Annotated in this window: 14 protein-coding genes; 6 read left to right on the forward strand and 8 right to left on the reverse strand. The window is 69.0% G+C overall.

Features of this window, described 5'->3' with window-relative positions:
* Nucleotides 1-5 precede the first annotated feature (5 nt).
* Complete coding sequence (gene ilvA, locus OYT95_RS33510) at nt 6-1358, forward strand: threonine ammonia-lyase IlvA (protein WP_037226701.1); 1353 nt, start codon at nt 6-8, stop codon at nt 1356-1358.
* Nucleotides 1359-1362: 4 nt separating this feature from the next.
* Here the strand turns inward: ilvA and OYT95_RS33515 are convergent, their stop codons facing one another.
* Complete coding sequence (locus OYT95_RS33515) at nt 1363-1887, reverse strand: TetR/AcrR family transcriptional regulator (protein WP_037226667.1); 525 nt, start codon at nt 1885-1887, stop codon at nt 1363-1365.
* Between the two features lie 124 nt (nt 1888-2011).
* Here OYT95_RS33515 and OYT95_RS33520 point away from each other — a divergent pair, with 124 nt between their 5' ends.
* Nucleotides 2012-3577 (forward strand): MFS transporter, encoded by a 1566-nt coding sequence (locus tag OYT95_RS33520; RefSeq protein WP_037226669.1) that lies wholly within the window; start codon nt 2012-2014, stop codon nt 3575-3577.
* Here OYT95_RS33520 and treZ read toward each other — a convergent pair.
* Nucleotides 3544-5277, reverse strand: a complete 1734-nt coding sequence (gene treZ, locus OYT95_RS33525; RefSeq protein ID WP_037226670.1) for a malto-oligosyltrehalose trehalohydrolase — start codon at nt 5275-5277, stop codon at nt 3544-3546. The genes OYT95_RS33520 and treZ overlap by 34 nt on opposite strands.
* 40 nt (nt 5278-5317) lie before the next feature.
* The gene (locus OYT95_RS33530; protein ID WP_005260252.1) at nt 5318-5467 is read right to left on the reverse strand and encodes a hypothetical protein; all 150 of its coding nucleotides are present in this window, start codon (nt 5465-5467) and stop codon (nt 5318-5320) included.
* 109 nt (nt 5468-5576) lie between these two features.
* Here OYT95_RS33530 and OYT95_RS33535 point away from each other — a divergent pair, with 109 nt between their 5' ends.
* Entirely contained in the window at nt 5577-5765 is a 189-nt protein-coding gene (locus OYT95_RS33535; RefSeq protein WP_005247576.1) for a DUF1918 domain-containing protein, read from the forward strand.
* Nucleotides 5766-5856: 91 nt separating this feature from the next.
* Nucleotides 5857-6483, forward strand: a complete 627-nt coding sequence (locus OYT95_RS33540) for a TetR/AcrR family transcriptional regulator (protein ID WP_037226672.1) — start codon at nt 5857-5859, stop codon at nt 6481-6483.
* A 17-nt stretch (nt 6484-6500) separates the two neighbouring features.
* On the opposite strand, the gene OYT95_RS33545 is transcribed toward OYT95_RS33540, so the two are convergent.
* The 5 genes from OYT95_RS33545 to OYT95_RS33565 all read right to left on the reverse strand — a co-directional run bounded on the left by OYT95_RS33545 (nt 6501) and on the right by OYT95_RS33565 (nt 14759).
* Nucleotides 6501-7442, reverse strand: coding sequence for an NADP-dependent oxidoreductase (locus tag OYT95_RS33545; protein ID WP_037226674.1), 942 nt, complete (start codon nt 7440-7442; stop codon nt 6501-6503).
* A gap of 80 nt (nt 7443-7522) precedes the next feature.
* Nucleotides 7523-8659, reverse strand: a complete 1137-nt coding sequence (locus tag OYT95_RS33550) for an IS481 family transposase (protein ID WP_037246031.1) — start codon at nt 8657-8659, stop codon at nt 7523-7525.
* A gap of 126 nt (nt 8660-8785) precedes the next feature.
* On the reverse strand, nt 8786-11143 hold the full coding sequence (treY, locus tag OYT95_RS33555; protein WP_037240728.1) for a malto-oligosyltrehalose synthase: 2358 nt from the start codon (nt 11141-11143) through the stop codon (nt 8786-8788).
* A gap of 13 nt (nt 11144-11156) precedes the next feature.
* The gene (gene glgX, locus OYT95_RS33560) at nt 11157-13412 is read right to left on the reverse strand and encodes a glycogen debranching protein GlgX (protein ID WP_037240730.1); all 2256 of its coding nucleotides are present in this window, start codon (nt 13410-13412) and stop codon (nt 11157-11159) included.
* A gap of 51 nt (nt 13413-13463) precedes the next feature.
* Nucleotides 13464-14759, reverse strand: a complete 1296-nt coding sequence (locus OYT95_RS33565) for an adenosylmethionine--8-amino-7-oxononanoate transaminase (protein ID WP_037240733.1) — start codon at nt 14757-14759, stop codon at nt 13464-13466.
* A 65-nt stretch (nt 14760-14824) separates the two neighbouring features.
* On the opposite strand from OYT95_RS33565, the gene OYT95_RS33570 reads away from it, so the two are divergent.
* Together OYT95_RS33570 and bioD are read left to right on the forward strand one after the other, a co-directional pair.
* Nucleotides 14825-15979, forward strand: a complete 1155-nt coding sequence (locus OYT95_RS33570; RefSeq protein WP_037240736.1) for an 8-amino-7-oxononanoate synthase — start codon at nt 14825-14827, stop codon at nt 15977-15979.
* Nucleotides 15976-16671: a dethiobiotin synthase gene (gene bioD, locus OYT95_RS33575; protein WP_037240738.1), complete on the forward strand. Its 696-nt coding sequence runs from the start codon at nt 15976-15978 to the stop codon at nt 16669-16671. The genes OYT95_RS33570 and bioD overlap by 4 nt, the downstream gene beginning before the upstream one ends.
* Nucleotides 16672-16677: the final 6 nt, after the last annotated feature.

Genomic DNA, 16677 nt, shown 5'->3' on the forward strand with positions numbered 1-16677 from the left:
TCCGGGTGTCCACATCGCCCGATACCGCAGCCCAGAACATCACCTTGCCCCTGACAGTGGGCGACATCGACGCGGCCATCGAGCGAATTTCCCACGTGATCGACGCGACCCCTTTGCAGCGGAGCGAGCGCCTGTCGTCGCTGACCGGCGCGAACGTCTACCTCAAGCGCGAAGACCTGCAGGTCGTCCGCTCCTACAAGCTGCGCGGCGCCTACAACCTCATGGCCCAGCTCGATGCCGGCGAGCGTGCGGCCGGAGTGGTGACGGCCAGCGCGGGCAACCATGCGCAGGGCGTTGCGTTCGCCTGCCGGACAATGGAAATCACCGGCCGCATCTATGTTCCGTCGAACACCCCCAAGCAGAAGCGTGATCGCATCCGCGCGCACGGCGGCGAGTTCGTCGAGCTGATCCTGACGGGGGAGACGTACGACGCCGCTGCCGCTGCGGCCGCCGACGACGTGCGGCGGACGGGCGCGACGATGGTTGCGCCGTTCGACGACGCCCGTACCGCGGCCGGGCAGGGCACCATCGCCGCCGAGATCCTCGCGCAGCTCGGTGCGGCCCCCGATTCCGTACTGGTCCCGGTCGGTGGCGGCGGGTGCATCGCCGGTATCGCCACGTATCTGCGTGCGCATGCACCCCGTACGGCCATCGTCGGGGTGGAGCCGACGGGGGCGGCGTCGATGACGGCGGCCCTGGTGGCCGGTGGTCCCGTGACGTTGACGGAGATCGACCCGTTCGTCGACGGCGCGTCGGTGAAGCGGGTCGGCGACCTTCCCTACGCGGTGGTCTCCGCCCTGGGCGCCGAGGTGGTGACCCACACGTCGCTGGGCCAGTCCGACCGGTCCACCACGATCCGGCTCGATCCCGAGAGCTTCGTGATGGCCAACCTCGACGAGGGCGCCCTGTGCACCACGATGCTCGAGCTGTACCAGAACGAGGGCATCATCGCGGAGCCGGCAGGCGCGCTGTCGGTGGCGGCCCTCGGGAACATCACGTTCGAACCGGGTTCCACGGTGGTGTGCCTGATCTCCGGAGGCAACAACGACGTGTCCCGGTACGGCGAGATCCTGGAACGCTCGCTGGTGAATCTCGGCCTGAAGCACTACTTCCTCGTCGACTTCCCGCAGGAGCCGGGCGCGCTGCGCCGCTTCCTGGACGAGGTGCTCGGCCCCGAGGACGACATCACCCTGTTCGAGTACGTGAAACGGAACAACCGCGAGACCGGCGCCGCTCTGGTGGGTATCGAACTCGGCAAGGCCGAGGGGCTCGGCGAACTGCTCGAGCGGATGGAGCAGTCCCGGATGCAGGTGGAACGCCTGGAGCCGGGGAGCCCCGCGTACCGCTACCTCACCTGAGCCGCTACTTCTGCAGCAGCCGCGCGACGACCATCTTGTACAGCTCGGGCTCGGGCATGGGGAGCCCGAGCAGGGCGGCCAGGTAGATGCCGTCGCCGACGAGGCGCACGATCTCGGCCTGCACGGGGTCGTCGATCTCGCTCTGGAGACCTTCGTCCCAGCCGCGCATCACTTCGGTAACGGCCTTCTGGATCTCGTCGTGCTGACCGTCGACGCTCCGTAGCGCGGCGATGGTCGACCGGTAGAGGGCGAGTTCCTCGGTGGTGCTCGCGTCGGGGACCTGGAGATACCACTCGGACAGTGACGTGCCGCCGGACACGGCGTCGGCGCGCTGGGCGTCCGCACGCTCACCGAGCCGGCGCACCATGGCGGCGAGGAGGGCTTCCTTGCTGGGGAAGTGGTAGAGGAGTCCGCCTTTGGAGACTCCCGCCTCCGCCGCGACGGCTTCGAGGGTCACCTGGGCTATTCCCACGTCGAGCAGCAGCTTCTCGAGGGCGTCGAGTATTCGATCGCGCGTACCGGCAGCCATGGTGACGGACTGTACCCGGGAAATAACTTTACCGTCCGGACGGTTCACGGTAATGTAACGGAACTGTACCGGCTGGACGGTTCATTGCCGCCAGCTCTCTAATCGGAAAGTCGCAGGAAGATAAATGTCTGTCTCCACGGATCGCGGGATCAACGACGCTCATGGCGCGCCGGATCAGACCTCCGCATCACGCCGAGACTGGCTCGGATTGGTCGTCCTGGCCTTCGCCGTCCTCCTGATCGCCGTCGACGGCACAGTGCTCGACCTCGCATTGCCGTTCATCAGCGCAGACCTCGAACCCAGCAGCACACAGCTGCTGTGGATCATCGACGTCTACTCGTTCGTCCTCGCCGGCCTGCTCATCACGATGGGCACGCTCGGCGACCGGATCGGACGGCGTCGCCTGCTGCTCGTCGGTGCCGCCGGATTCGGCATCGCGTCGCTGATCGCGGCGTGGTCGCCGACACCCGAGATGCTGATCGCGGCGCGCGTACTGCAGGGAATCTCGGGTGCGACGCTGATGCCCGCGACACTCGGTCTGATCCGCACGATCTTCGTCGACCCTCGCCAGCGGACCCTCGCCATCGGCGTGTGGGGCGCGATGGCCGGTGGCGGCACCGCGGCGGGCCCGCTGATCGGCGGCTGGCTGCTCGAGCACTTCTGGTGGGGTTCGGTGTTCCTGATCAACATCCCCGTGATGCTGGTTCTGATCGCCGTGGGACCGCTCGTCATTCCCGAGTCCAAGGACCCCGCCCCGGGACGCTTCGACCTGCTCAGCGCGGCGCTGTCGATGACGACGATGCTGCCGCTGGTCTACGCGGTCAAGGAGACCGTGGTGCACGGTGTCGACCCGGTGCTGCTCGCCGTCGGACTCGTCGGCGTCGTGTCCGGTGTGGTGTTCGTGCGCAGGCAGAAGGCGATGAAGGACCCGATGATCGACATCGGCCTGTTCGCCAAGCCGGCGTTCTCGACCGCCGTCCTCACCAACCTGCTGTCCATCTTCGCGCTGGCCGGCGTGCTGTTCTTCGGCTCTCAGTACCTGCAGTTGGTGCTGGGTAACAGCGCGTTCGAATCGGGCGTGCTGATGCTGCCCGGCATGCTGATGAGCGCGGTCACCGCACTCGCGGCGGCCTGGATGGTCCGCCGGTGGGCCACGTCGCACGTGCTCGGCGGCGGTCTCGCGACCGCGGCGGTGGGTGCGGCGCTGATGCTCACGCTCGGTGTGGACGGTGCCCCGACGATGTTCGTCATCGGCTTCGGCCTCGCAGGCGCCGGTGTCGGAATCGCACTGACCCTGACGTCCGACCTCGTGGTCAGCGCCGTCGAGCCCGAACGGGCCGGCGCCGCCTCCGCGGTGTCCGAGACCGCATACGAACTCGGTATCGCACTCGGTGTCGCAGTGCTCGGCAGCGTCGTCATGGCGATTTTCCGGAGCGGCCTCGACACGTCGATGCTGCCACCGGAACAGGTCGAGCCCGCGCAGGGCACGCTCGGTGCCGCCGTCGCGGAGGCCCAGCACCTCCCGGAGACGGCCCGGGCGGTGTTCCTGGAGTCCGCGCAATCGGCGTTCGTCGACGGCATGCACGTCGCCGCGGGCGCGACGGCCGTGATCCTGTTCGCGACCGCCATCCTCGTCCTGCGGATGCTGCGCGACCGTCAGGGCGAGCTGTCGAGCACCACGAACGAGTGACCCGGTAGCACCGTCGCCGACGCGGTCTCGTCCTGCGTCGGCGGCTCCCACCACAGCACGGGGGAGCCGCCGACCGGGACGGTCACCGGTTCGGCACCGAGGTTGCACGCGATCCGAAGTGCCCCGCGGTGCACCACGATCCACTGCCCCGCCTCGTCGTAGTCGACGGACAGGTTCTCGAGCCACGGATCCGTCAACTCGGCGCGCTCCCGTCGTAGGTGCAGCAACGAGCGATAGCAGTCGAGCAGCCGGGCATGCGGTTCGCGGACCAGTTCGTCCCAGTCGAGCTTGGACCGCTCGAACGTCTCCGGGTCCTGCGGGTCGGGGACGTCGTCCGTGCTCCAGCCGTGCTCGGCGAACTCGGCCTTGCGCCCCTCCGCCGTCGCCCTCGCGAGTTCCGGTTCGGGGTGGGAGGTGAAGAACTGGAACGGGGTGCTCGCCCCCCACTCCTCACCCATGAACAGCATCGGCGTGAACGGCGAGCACAGCACGAGCGCGGCCTTCACGGCGAGCTGCCCGGAATCGAGATACGTGCCGGGGCGGTCGCCGATCGCCCGGTTGCCGATCTGATCGTGTGTGCACGTGTACGTGACCAGAGAACTGGCCGGGGTCCGGCGGGTATCCAGCGGCCTGCCGTGGGTGCGACCGCGGAACGTCGAGAACGTGCCCGCATGGAACCACCCCTGGCGCAGAGTGTCGGCGAGGCAGGCCATCGAACCGAAATCCCCGTAGTAGCCCTGCCTCTCGCCCGAGACCGCGGCGTGAATGGCGTGATGCACGTCGTCGTCCCACTGGGCGTCGAGGCCGCAGCCGCCTGCCGACCGCGACGTGATCAGGCGCGGGTCGTTGAGGTCGCTCTCGGCGATCAGCGTCAACGGCCGCCTCAGATGCGCGGACAGCCGGCGGGTCTCGATGGCCAGGTCCTCGAGAAGGTGGGTGGCGGTGTGGTCGACGAGCGCATGGACCGCGTCGAGGCGGAGCGCGTCGATGTGGAACTCGCGGAACCACCGCAGCGCGTTGTCGATGATGTATCGGCGTACTTCGCCGCTGTCCGGTCCGTCCAGATTGATGCTCCGGCCCCACGTATTGGCGCCCTGCGCCAGGTACGGGCCGTACCGGTCGAGGTAGTTGCCGGACGGTCCGAGGTGGTTGTACACGGCGTCGAGGACCACGCCGAGACCGCGGGCGTGGCACGCGTCGACGAGGGTCTGCAGTCCGTCCGGCCCGCCGTAACCCTCGTGCACCGTGTACCAGAGAACCCCGTCGTATCCCCAGTTGTGGGTCCCGTTGAAACCGTTGACGGGCATCAGTTCCACGAAGTCGACGCCGAGGGCGACGAGGTGGTCGAGCTTGTCGACGGCGGCTGCGAACGTGCCCTCCGGGGTGAACGTGCCGACGTGCAATTCGTAGACGACGGAGCCGGCGAGTTGCCGCCCGGTCCACCGCGAGTCGGTCCAGAGGCTCTCGTCGAGGGTGTGGAGCTGCGACGGACTGTGGACTCCGTCGGGCTGGCGCGGTGACCGGGGATCGGGAAGTGGGGTGTCGCTGTCGTCGAGGAGAAACGCGTACCGGGAATCCGGCGACGCGTCGACGTCGGCTCGCCACCATCCGTCCGGTGACGGCGTCATGTCGTGGCGTCGGCCGTCGACCTCTACAGAGACGGATTCCGGAATCGGGGCCCATACCTCGAATGTGTGCACCCGATCAGCATGCCTCGACGCGGCGGGCCGCGCAGAACAGTCAGCTCTCGGGCGTGCCGGAGTCCTCGACCTCCTCGATGATCTCGGCGCCGAGAACGGACAACCGGTGTTCCTCGGCGTCCTGCACGGTGCCGAAGTCCTGCTCCTCGAGCACGTTACGGTCCTTGTCGAGGTATCGATACGTAGCCATGTCCCCACGATGGCACACGCCGGCAGAGATGGCGGCGAGTCGGCCCTTTCGCCCCGGTTCCGGAAGTAGCAAGCTGAGAGTACGGACTCGAACGTCGCGAGGAGCAGTCATGCACGTAGCAGTGGGAGACCGGTTGCACGTTCAGGGGCGGGTGGTCGGAGTGCACGAGACGACCGCCGAGGTCGTGGAGGTACACGGAGAGAACGGCGAACCGCCCTATCTCGTCCGGTACGACGACGGCCACGAGGCGCTCGTGTTTCCTGGATCCGATGCCTGGGTGGAACACCCGAAGTCGTAGGTATCGGGCGTTTCGCCTGGTCGATGTGCGGCGAATCGCTGTGCCATATTGGTTGCACGATTGATGTATCGAATGCGTCTATGGTGAGCCCATGCCTGAATCCGCCAAGAGGCCCTACAGTTCGCCGCTGCGTGCGGAATCGGCGCGCCGGACCCGTCTCCTCGTCCGGGACGCCGCGGCCCGGCTGTTCATCGACCGTGGATACGTCAGCACGACGGTGCGGAACGTGGCCGAGGCCGCCGGGGTCTCGACCCGCACGGTGTTCACCGCGTTTCCCGGTGGCAAGGCGGAACTGTTCCACGAGGTACTTCACGCGGCCATCGAGGGTGATGGCGCCGCGGCCCCCACACAGGTGCCCCGGGACGGCGACCCGGTCGAACGGATCCTCGACCAGATGGTCGGATTCAGCACCGACGTCCTGGAGCGGGCCGGGACCCTGATGACGACGTCGATCGAATCCTCGGGAGCGGACGACGACATGCGGCGGTTCGCCGACGAGGGAGCGCGGGCCTCGGCCGAGAATGCGATGACGCTCGCCGAGGGACTCGCCGCGCACGAACTGCTGCGTCCCGAGATCTCCGTCCAGCGAGCCGCCGACGTGCTGTTCACGGTCGTGTCGCCGCAGGTGTATTCGATGCTGCGCCGGCAGTGCGGGTGGGACGTCGACGAGTACCGGAACTGGGTGAAAGCGACGATCCGGGCGAGTCTGCTCCACTGATGCGAGGTGCGTCCCGCCTACGGCAGCAGGATGAACTTGCCCGCCGCGTGCGGTTTCCGGAGATCGGCGTGAGCCCGCGCCGCCTCGGACAGCGCGTACGTGCGCGCGACGCGCACCCGCACGTCCCCGTTGCCCGCGAGGTCGACGAGGTAGACGCGGGCCCGCTTACGCGGCTCCATGCCTTCCGGCCCCAGCGCACCCACGATCTGGAAACCGGCTTCCGCCGGCCGGGGCCCGGGGACGGTCGTCACCAACCGCGACCGGTCCCGCACCAGGTCCACGGACACGTCGACCGCCTCGTCGCTGCCCGCGGTGTCGATGACGGCATCCACCCCGTCCGGTGCCAGGACACGGACCCGATCGATTAGGCCGGTGCCGTAGGACACCGGGGTGGCGCCGAGCGAACGGACGTAGTCGTGGTGCTCGGGGCGCGCCGTGCCGATGATCGTGGCACCGCGGGCCCGCCCCAACTGCACGACGAACGACCCGACGCCGCCTGACGCTCCGTGCACGAGCAGGAGGTCGCCGGCGCCGACGTTCGCCGTGTCGAGGGTGTCGACCGCGGTGGCACCCACCGCGAGAAGTCCGGCAGCCTCGTTCCACGGCAACGACGCCGGTTTCGGGATCACCGAATCACCGGACACGACAAGTCGATCCGCGTACGACTCCGACACCGGATACACGATCACCTCGTCGCCCACCGAGATCGGGCCCACCGGTCCCGCCGCGGTGTGACCCACCTCGCTGACGATGCCCGCGGCCTCGCTGCCCAGCCGCAGGGGCAGGGCGTCCGGGTCGGCGCCGAACGCGCCGCTGTAGAGCTTGTAGTCGATCGGGTTGACCCCGATGGCGCGAACCTCGATCACCACCTCGCCGGGTGCGGGACCCACCGGCTCCGCGTCGACGACCGCGAGGACCTCCGGCCCTCCGTACGCCCGGGCAACCACACGTCGCGACATACCAGAGCCAGTACCCCTGTGAGTACTTGTTAACCGCGGGCGGTTATGTCATGTCTCAGGACTTGGAGGACAGATCTGTCTCAGGACTTTGAGGACAGTTTCTGGTAACGCGTGGTCCTGTCGAGTGTAAGTGTGCGGACGGTCGTGTCGCCGATCATCACGACGACACGATCGCCCTGCCAGTAGACGGTCGCGGTGGTGTTCTTGTGTCGGCGGCCGAGGATGATCGAGAGTCCGTCGAACTGGATCACGCCGGTAGTCGAGACGGGGCGGGTGGTGCATCCCGATCGTGCCGCCGGCCCGGGCGTCGGCTGGGCCGGATGTGTTGCGTCCCAGCGTTGGTTCGGGGTCATACCGTCGATGCCCTGGTGGCGCCTGTTGTTGTAGAGCTGCCGGTAGGTGTCGAGTTGGGACTGCAGCTCGGTCAGGGTCGCCGCCGGTGGCTGCTTGGCCAACCATTTCCGCAAGGTCTGATGGGCGCGTTCGTTCTTGCCGCAGGTCTGCGGGTGCCGGACCGAGGACGCGATCGTCACGGTCCCGAGGGCGGCGAGGTTGCGTTCGACCTCGGACATCCCGCCCCGGCGTTTCCCGGAGAAGGCGAGCCCGTTGTCGGAGAGTAGGTGTACCGGCACCCCGTGCCCGTCCATCGCCCGTTGCAGTGCCGCCCACGCGTCGGCGGAGGTTTCGGCCCGGGCGGCATACGAGCACACGTCCAGACGCGAGTGGTCGTCGAGAATCTGCAGGATGCACACCACGGTGCCGTCGGCGAGATAATGCTCGAGGCCGTCGATCTGCCAGCACCCGTTGGGGGCGGAGTACTCGAAACTGCGGCGTGAACGGGGTTTCTTGCGTGGCTGAGGAACGATCTGTCCGCACTCCCTCAGTACCCGGTACACCGTTGAGCGCGACGGGGTCGGGTCGAGTCCCTGGGCCTCGAGGCGCCACACGATCGAGATCGGGCCGTTGTCGAAGCCCTCGTCGTCGAGTTCCTTGCGGGCACGGACGATGGCCTCACACACCTCGGGTCCGGTACGGGTCGGGCTGTGGTGTGGCCGGGTCGAGCGGGTGGTGAACGCTGCGGCGCCCTCGGTGCGGAACCTGCCCACCAGGACGTAGAAGGTATTGCGGGAGATGCCCTGCTCTCGGCACAGGCGGGACACGTTCACCCGTGCCCCGCCTGCGACCGCCGAGACCGTGGCCACGATGTCCGGATTCATCGAAAACCCTTTTCCACCCATGCCCGATTGTCCCGGGCACGGGTCGTCAGTGTCCTCGATGTCCTGAGACATCAACTGTCCTGCATGTCCTGAACTCAGACATAACCGCGGGCGGTTAAGAAGTACTCACAGGGCCAGAAGGGCAACGGGGTAGCTGGCGAACAGCGTCGACGTGTCGACGCGGCCGCCGGTGTACGCCTCGGAGGTGAGCAGATCGGTCCAGGTGCCGTCCGGGAGGGTCACGGTCGTGTCGCCCCAGCCGCGTTGCTCCAGTCCGACGGTGTGCCGGGTGGCCAGTGCCACGACGTCCGGCGCCGCTCCTTGTCGTCCGCGAGTGAAACCGATCAGATGCTCCGCCGCGGTCCCCGACGCGAAGACCGGCGCATAGGTCCCGCCGACGAAACTGTCCGGACGTTCCCGGCGCAGGCGCAGAGCCGTGCGGACGACGTGCATCTTGGCCGCGCCCGTCGCATCGACCGGGGGAGTGCCGAGCCCCGCGAGCACGGTCCGTCGCACGCCGTAGTCGACGGGACGGCGATTGTCCGGGTCGACGAGCGAGTCCTCCCACAGCTCGGTTCCCTGGTACACGTCCGGGATCCCCGGCCCGCACAGCTGCAGGAGCTTCTGACCGAGCGAGTCCGACCAGGCGTGCGGGGCCAGCTGGGTGCACAGCGAACCGAGCGCCCTGCCGACGGTGCCGTCGATCACCGTGTCCAGCCAACGGTGGAGGTCTGTTTCGAAGTCCTCGTTCACGTCGTGCCACGACGTCCGGGTCCCGGCCTCACGGACCGCTTTCTGCGCGTACGCGTGGACGCGGTCCCGGAAGTCGGGCACGTCGCCCGCGGCCCGGCCGTCGACCGGCCACACCCCGAACAGGTTCTGCCACAGGAACAGTCCGGTGACGGGATCCGGGCTGGGTGCGATGCGTTCCCACTGATCGACGCATTCCGCCCACAGATCCGGCACCTGCGACAGGATGCCGATCCGGGACCGGACGTCCTCCCCGCGCTTCGTGTCGTGCGTCGAGAGCGTCGTCATCGCCTGCGGCCACCGGGTGGCTCGCTCGGCTGCGGCCAGGTGGAATTCGGCGGGGGAGACGCCGACGTTCGCCGGATTGCCACCCACTTCCTGCAGCGACACGAGCCGGGCGGTGCGGTAGAACAGGCAGTCCTCCACGGATTTCGCCATCACCGCGCCACACACCTGCTGGAAGCGGCTGGCTGCCTCACCGCCGGCGATCAGGGCGGCGGCGAGGGCGGACAGCGCGTCGGACCGTTGCGGTTCCCGCCGCAGGACGTCACCGATCACGCGCTTCGCCAGCCCGGCCAGCGGACTGTAGTCGGACCGGTACACGGGCATGGCCGCGACGGCGTCCACGACGGCGTCGCGCAGGTCCGCATCGCTGCTGTCGGTGCCGGTCTCCGCGCGGATCGCGCGGACGAGGCGCCGGACCTCCGGGGCGAGGATGGTTCCGGCGACGTCGCGTTTGATCGCCGTTTCGTGATCGTGGATCCACGTCGCGTCACCCCGGTCGCCCGTGCGGGCCGCCGACAGGGCAGTGAGCGCGGGCGCTCCCGACGCGTCGACGAAGACGCCGCCGAGTTCGGCCAGTGCGTCGTAGCCGGTGGTGCCCGCGATCGGCAGGTGGTCGTCCAGTGGTTCGGTGTGGCCGAGGATCTTCTCGATCACGAGCCACCGGTCAGCGCCGATCACGTCGCGCAGCCGGTCGAGGTACTCGGCCGGATCGGACAACCCGTCGGGGTGGTCGATGCGCACTCCGTCGATCAACTCGTCCGCCACCCAGCTCCGCAGTTCGCGGTGCGAGGCCTCGAATACCCGCGGGTCTTCCTGACGGACGCCGGCCAGTTCGCTGACCGCGAAGAACCGGCGGTACCCGATGAGCCCGGAGTCCCACGGGACCAGACGGTAGGACTGCGCGTCGTGCACCGCCGTCGGCTCGGTGGCGTCGGTGCCGGGGGTGATCGGGAAACGGTGCTCGTAGAACGCGAGCAACGGCTCGGGTCCCGAGCGGTCGACGGTCAGCGACTCGAGATCGGCGTCCGATCCGAGGACGGGCAGCGCGAGCCGCCCGCCTGCGCCGTTGTCGTCGCTCCAGTCGATGTCGAAGTACCCGACGTACTCGGAGCGGCGACCGTGCGTGAGCACGTCCCACCACCACGCGTTCTCACGCGGATTCGCGACACCCACATGGTTGGGGACGAGATCGACGACCAGGCCCATGCCGCGGCCCTGCAACTCCTGGGCCAGCGCGGCCAGCGCCTCCCGCCCGCCGAGTGCGGGGGACACGCGGGTCACGTCGGTGACGTCGTAGCCGTGGGTCGACCCGGTGGTGGCCGTCAGGATCGGCGACAGATAGACGTGGGAGATCCCGAGGTCGTCCAGGTAGTCGGCGACGGCGGCGGCGTCCGCCAGGGTGAAGCAGTCACCGCGCAGTTGCAGCCGGTAGGTGGCCGTGATCGACATCGTCGTCCCCGGCTCAGGCGGTCCGGCGCAGCACGACCAGCGACCGGGCCTCGACCAGCAGCGGATTCCCGGCCTTGATCACCGCTTCCTTCGCCCCCGTCGGGACGGCGGTGTCGAGCACGACCGCCCATTCGTCGGCGTAATCGGAGTTCGGCGTGGAGAACTCGATCTCCTCGTCGTGCGCGTTGAAACACAGCAGGAACGAGTCGCCGACCACCCGCTCGCCTCGGTGGTTGGGTTCGGGGATGCCCTCTCCGTTGAGGAAGACCGCGAGCGACTTCCCGAAACCGCTGTCCCAGTCCTCGGGGGTCATCTCCTCACCGGCCGGGGTGAGCCACGCGATGTCGCGGGTCTGATCACCGCTGCGGATGGGGGTGCCCTCGAAGAACCGGCGACGACGGAACACCGGATTCTTCATCCGCAGTGCGATCACCCGTTTGGTGAACTCGACCAGGTCGGCGTTGGAGTCCGCCAGCGACCAGTCCATCCACGACAGTTCCGAGTCCTGGCAGTACACGTTGTTGTTGCCCTGCTGGGTGCGGCCCATCTCGTCGCCGTGCGCCAGCATCGGGGTCCCCTGGCTGAGCAGCAGGGTGGCCAGGATGTTGCGGCTCTGCCGCCCGCGCAGGTCGAGGATCTCCGGATCGTCCGTCGGTCCCTCGACACCGCAGTTCCAGGACCGGTTGTGGCTCTCGCCGTCGTTGTTGCCCTCGCCGTTCGCCTCGTTGTGCTTCTCGTTGTACGACACCAGGTCGTGCAGGGTGAACCCGTCGTGGGCGATGACGAAGTTGATGCTCGCGCCGGGACGGCGCCCGGTCGCCTCGTACAGGTCGGAGGAGCCGGTGAGCCGGGACGCGAATTCGCCGAGCGTCGCGGGTTCGCCGCGCCAGTAGTCGCGCACCGTGTCCCGGTACTTGCCGTTCCACTCCGTCCACAGGCCCGGGAAGTTGCCCACCTGGTAGCCGCCCTCGCCGATGTCCCACGGCTCGGCGATGAGCTTGACCTGGCTGACGATCGGATCCTGCTGGACGAGGTCGAAGAACGCGGAGAGCCGATCGACGTCGTGCAGTTCACGGGCCAGCGTGGACGCGAGGTCGAACCGGAATCCGTCGACGTGCATTTCGGTGACCCAGTACCGCAGCGAGTCCATGATCAGTTGCAGCGTGTGCGGGTGCCGGGCGTTGAGACTGTTCCCGGTGCCCGTGTAGTCCATGTAATGCTCGGCGTCGCCGTCGACGAGCCGGTAGTAGGCGGCGTTGTCGATGCCGCGGAACGAGATGGTCGGACCGAGGTGGTTGCCCTCGGCGGTGTGGTTGTAGACGACGTCGAGGATGACCTCGATGCCCGCCTCGTGGAACGAGCGGACCATCGCCTTGAACTCCGACACCGCGGCGCCCGGCTTCTCCGCCGACGAATACCCGGTGTGCGGGGCGAGGAACCCGAACGTGTTGTAGCCCCAGTAGTTCCGCAACCCCTTGTCGAGCAGCGTCTGATCGTGCATGAACTGATGCACCGGCATCAGTTCGATCGCGGTGACCCCGAGGTCGACGAGGTGGTCGATGATCACCGGATGCGCGAGGCCCGCATACGTGCCGCGAAGCTCCTCCGGCACGCCGGGGTGCGTCGCCGTCATGCCCTTGACGTGGGCCTCGTAGATCACGGTGTCGTGGTAGGGGTGTTTCGGCGCGCGGTCGGCGGCCCAGTCGAAGAACGGGTTGATCACCACCGTCGTCATCGTGTGGCCGAGCGAGTCGTGTCCTGGCAGTCCCGGCACCGAGGTGTCCTCGGGTTCGGCTGCGAGTTCGGCGTCGTCCTCGGCCTCGATGTCGTCGTCCGTGTCGACGATCGCGATGACGTCCTCCGAGTCCTCGGAGGCGGGCTCGTCGGGCGCGTCGATGTCGTAGGAGAACAGCGACCGGTCTCCGTCGAACTCGCCGTCGAACGCCTTGCCGTAGGGGTCGAGGAGAAGCTTGCTGGGGTCGCAGCGGTGCCCGGCCGCGGGATCCCAGGGCCCGTGGATCCGGTACCCGTAGCGCTGACCGGGAACGACGGTCGGCAGGTACGCGTGCCACACGTAGCCGTCGACCTCGTCGAGGCGCACCCGCGTCTCCGTGCCGTCCTTCGCGATGAGGCAGAGATCGACCGCCTCGGCGACCTCGGAGAACAAGGAGAAGTTCGTCCCGGCCCCGTCGTAGGTGGCACCCAGGGGGTAGGCGCTGCCGGGCCACACGGGAATGGGCGTGGTGCCGGTCGACTCGCTTGCTTCCATATCGAGAACACTAGCCCGCGTCGGCGTCGCTCTCAGCTCGACGAGAGCGGGCTAGCGGCCCGGGGTGGAGCTCCGTGCGGCAGCAAGCATTCCGGCTGTGATCTTCCGCACGTCCTCGGTGGTGCACACGTACGGCGGCATCGCGTAGATCAGGTTCCGGAACGGCCGCAACCAGACCCCGGCGGCCACCGCGGCGTCGGTGGCGGCCCGCATGTCGACGGGTTCGGCGAGTTCGATCACACCGATCGCGCCGAGCACCCGGACCTCGCGGACGCCGGGCAGTTCCCGCGCCGGCGCGAGTCCCGATTCGAGCTCGCGGCGCACGGCCTCGACCTCGCCTCGCCAGTCGCGCGACAGCAGGAGTTCGATCGACGCCACCGCGACGGCGCAGGCGAGCGGATTGGCCATGAACGTGGGACCGTGCATCAGCCCGCCGGCGTCCCCGGCGCTGATGGTCTCGGCGACGTCGGTGGAACAGAGCGTCGCCGCGAGCGTCAGGTACCCGCCGGTGAGGGCCTTGCCGACGCACATGATGTCGGGCCGGACACCGGCGTGGTCCGCGGCGAACAGCTCGCCGGTGCGGCCGAAACCGGTCGCGATCTCGTCGAACACCAGCAGCAGCCCGTGCTCGTCGCAGATCCGCCGCAGCTCCGACAGGTACCGGGGGTCGTGGAAGCGCATGCCACCGGCGCCCTGCACCACCGGTTCCACGATGACGGCCGCCAGTTCGTCGGTGTGCGACGCCACCAGGCGCTCGAACTCCGCGACGTACTGCGGGTCGAACTCGCGGGGCGGCGGTCCCGCGAAGACCTGCCGTGCCAGGACGTCCGTCCACAGGGAGTGCATGCCACCGTCCGGGTCGCAGACGCTCATCGGGGCGAACGTGTCGCCGTGGTACCCGCCGCGCCAGGTGAGTAGCCGATGTCGCTCCGGCCTGCCGCGGCTGCGCCAGTACTGCAGGCACATCTTGACGGCGACCTCGACGGACACCGACCCGGAATCGGCGAGAAAGACCTTGTCGAGTCCGTTCGGGGTGATCTCGACGAGCAGCTGGGCGAGCCGCGCGGCCGGTTCGTGGGTGAGCCCGCCGAACATCACGTGGCTCATCCGCCCGAGCTGCGCCGTCGCCGCCGCGTCGAGGACGGGATGCCGGTACCCGTGGACCGCGGCCCACCACGAACTCATGCCGTCGACGAGTTCGCGTCCGTCGGCGAGAGTGAGGCGCGTCCCGCTCGCCTCCGCCACCACGAGCGGGGTGGTCGAGGCGGGGAAGGCGCCGTACGGATGCCAGAGCAGGGAGGCATCGAGGGACGTGATGTCGTCGACGGACAGGCTCGGGGTGGTCACGGTCTCGACCCTAGCCACCCGAGGAAAACCGGGCCCACCCGGGTTGAACACCGTTCAAGTCGCGTATGGTGCCGGGGGTGAGTATCGACCGCACCTTCACCACCTGGCTCGACGACGTCGAGGACCGGCGGCGTGCCGCGGGACTGCGCCGCGAGTTGCGGCCACGCACGCCCGGCAACGCGCTCATCGACCTGGCGTCCAACGATTATCTCGGACTCGTACGGCACCCCGAGGTGCTGCACGGCGCGATGACAGCGCTGCGCCGCTGGGGTGCGGGGGCCACCGGTTCCCGTCTGGTCACGGGATCGACCACCGAACACGAACTCCTCGAAACGGAACTGGCCGAGTTCGTCGGCGCCGAGGCCGGGCTGGTGTTCTCCTCCGGGTACACGGCGAATCTCGGTGCCGTCACCGCACTGTCCGGTGCCGGATCGCTGATCGTCTCCGACGCGGGCAGCCACGCGTCGCTGGTCGACGCATGCCGGCTGTCCCGGGCCCGCGTGGCCGTCGCACCGCACTCCGATCTCGACTTCGTCCGCAGCGCACTGGCCACCCGGCCGGAGGAGCGGGCGCTGGTCGTCACCGACTCGGTGTTCAGCGCGGACGGTGATCTCGCACCCCTCGTCGACCTCCATCGGGTGTGCCGCGACCACGGCGCGTTCCTCGTCGTGGACGAGGCGCACGGTGTCGGAGTCCGCGGCGCAGGGGGCCGCGGACTCGTGCACGAGGTGGGGCTCGCCGGCGAACCCGACATCGTCGTCACGGCCACACTGTCGAAGTCGCTGGCCAGTCAGGGCGGTGCGGTGCTGGCGTCGGAGAAGGTGCGCGCGCATCTCGTCGACGCCGCGCGCACGTTCATCTTCGACACCGGACTGGCCCCGGCGGCCGTCGGCGCGGCGCGGGCGGCGCTCGCCGTCCTGCGGCGTGAACCGGACCGTGCCGAATCCGTACTCGATCGCGCACGGGATCTCGCGCGGTTCACCGGCGCCGGGACACCGGAGTCCGCCGTGGTCTCCGTGATCCTCGGCGACCCGCAACGCGCCGTCGACGCCGCCGCCGCCTGCCGGGAACAGGGACTGCACGTCGGCTGCTTCCGGCCGCCGTCGGTGCCGGAGGGGACGTCGCGTCTGCGGCTCACCGCGCGTGCGACGCTCGACGCGGACGAGCTGGCGCGGATCGAAACCGTGCTGACCGACGTCCTGACGGGAGCGTCGGCGTGAGCATCCTGGTGGTCACCGGCACGTCGACGGACGTCGGCAAGACGGTGGTCACGGCGGCGCTCGCGGCGGCTGCACGCGAGGCCGGCCTGTCCGTGGCGGTGTGCAAGCCCGCGCAGACCGGCGTCGCCCCGGGAGAACCGGGCGATCTGGCCGACGTGACCAGATTGTCCGGTGTCACGGCGGTGGTGGAACTCGCCCGCTACCCCGAACCCCTCGCCCCCGACACCGCTGCCCGGCGCAGCGGCCTGCCGATGCTGCGGTGCGCCGACGTCGTCGAGACGGTCCGCGCTCTCGACGACCGGCACGATCTGGTGCTCGTCGAGGGAGCGGGCGGCCTGCTGGTGCGATTGGGCGCCGAGGGCTTCACGCTCGTCGATCTCGCGCGCGCCCTCGACGCACCGGCTGTCGTGGTCGCCGCGGCAGGCCTCGGCACGCTCAACCACACCGAGCTCACGATCCGGGCACTGTCGGCGGCCGGTCTCGCGTGCGCCGGAACGGTGATCGGGTCGTGGCCGGACGAGCCCGGCCTGGCCGAGCGGTGCAATCTCGACGACCTGCCCGCCGTCACGGGGGTCGACGTCGTCGGCTCGGTGCCTGCGGGCAGCGGACGCCTCGACTCCGCGTCGTTCGGTGCGGCCGCGTCCACGTGGTTCGACGGCACCTGGCTGAAGGCGACGCTGACAGCCCGCTGAGCGGCC

The sequence above is a fragment of the Rhodococcus sp. JS3073 genome, assembly GCF_026810085.1.
In the GTDB taxonomy this organism is placed as follows: domain Bacteria; phylum Actinomycetota; class Actinomycetes; order Mycobacteriales; family Mycobacteriaceae; genus Rhodococcus_F; species Rhodococcus_F wratislaviensis.

Bases quoted from the DNA above. Each gene is read 5' to 3' on its own strand.
- OYT95_RS33515 (WP_037226667.1), bottom strand. From the start codon at position 1,887: ATGGCTGCCGGTACGCGCGATCGAATACTCGACGCCCTCGAGAAGCTG.
- OYT95_RS33520 (WP_037226669.1), top strand. From the start codon at position 2,012: ATGTCTGTCTCCACGGATCGCGGGATCAACGACGCTCATGGCGCGCCG.
- OYT95_RS33530 (WP_005260252.1), bottom strand. From the start codon at position 5,467: ATGGCTACGTATCGATACCTCGACAAGGACCGTAACGTGCTCGAGGAG.
- OYT95_RS33535 (WP_005247576.1), top strand. From the start codon at position 5,577: ATGCACGTAGCAGTGGGAGACCGGTTGCACGTTCAGGGGCGGGTGGTC.
- OYT95_RS33540 (WP_037226672.1), top strand. From the start codon at position 5,857: ATGCCTGAATCCGCCAAGAGGCCCTACAGTTCGCCGCTGCGTGCGGAA.
- OYT95_RS33545 (WP_037226674.1), bottom strand. From the start codon at position 7,442: ATGTCGCGACGTGTGGTTGCCCGGGCGTACGGAGGGCCGGAGGTCCTC.
- OYT95_RS33550 (WP_037246031.1), bottom strand. From the start codon at position 8,659: ATGAATCCGGACATCGTGGCCACGGTCTCGGCGGTCGCAGGCGGGGCA.
- treY (WP_037240728.1), bottom strand. From the start codon at position 11,143: ATGTCGATCACGGCCACCTACCGGCTGCAACTGCGCGGTGACTGCTTC.
- glgX (WP_037240730.1), bottom strand. From the start codon at position 13,412: ATGGAAGCAAGCGAGTCGACCGGCACCACGCCCATTCCCGTGTGGCCC.
- OYT95_RS33570 (WP_037240736.1), top strand. From the start codon at position 14,825: ATGGTGCCGGGGGTGAGTATCGACCGCACCTTCACCACCTGGCTCGAC.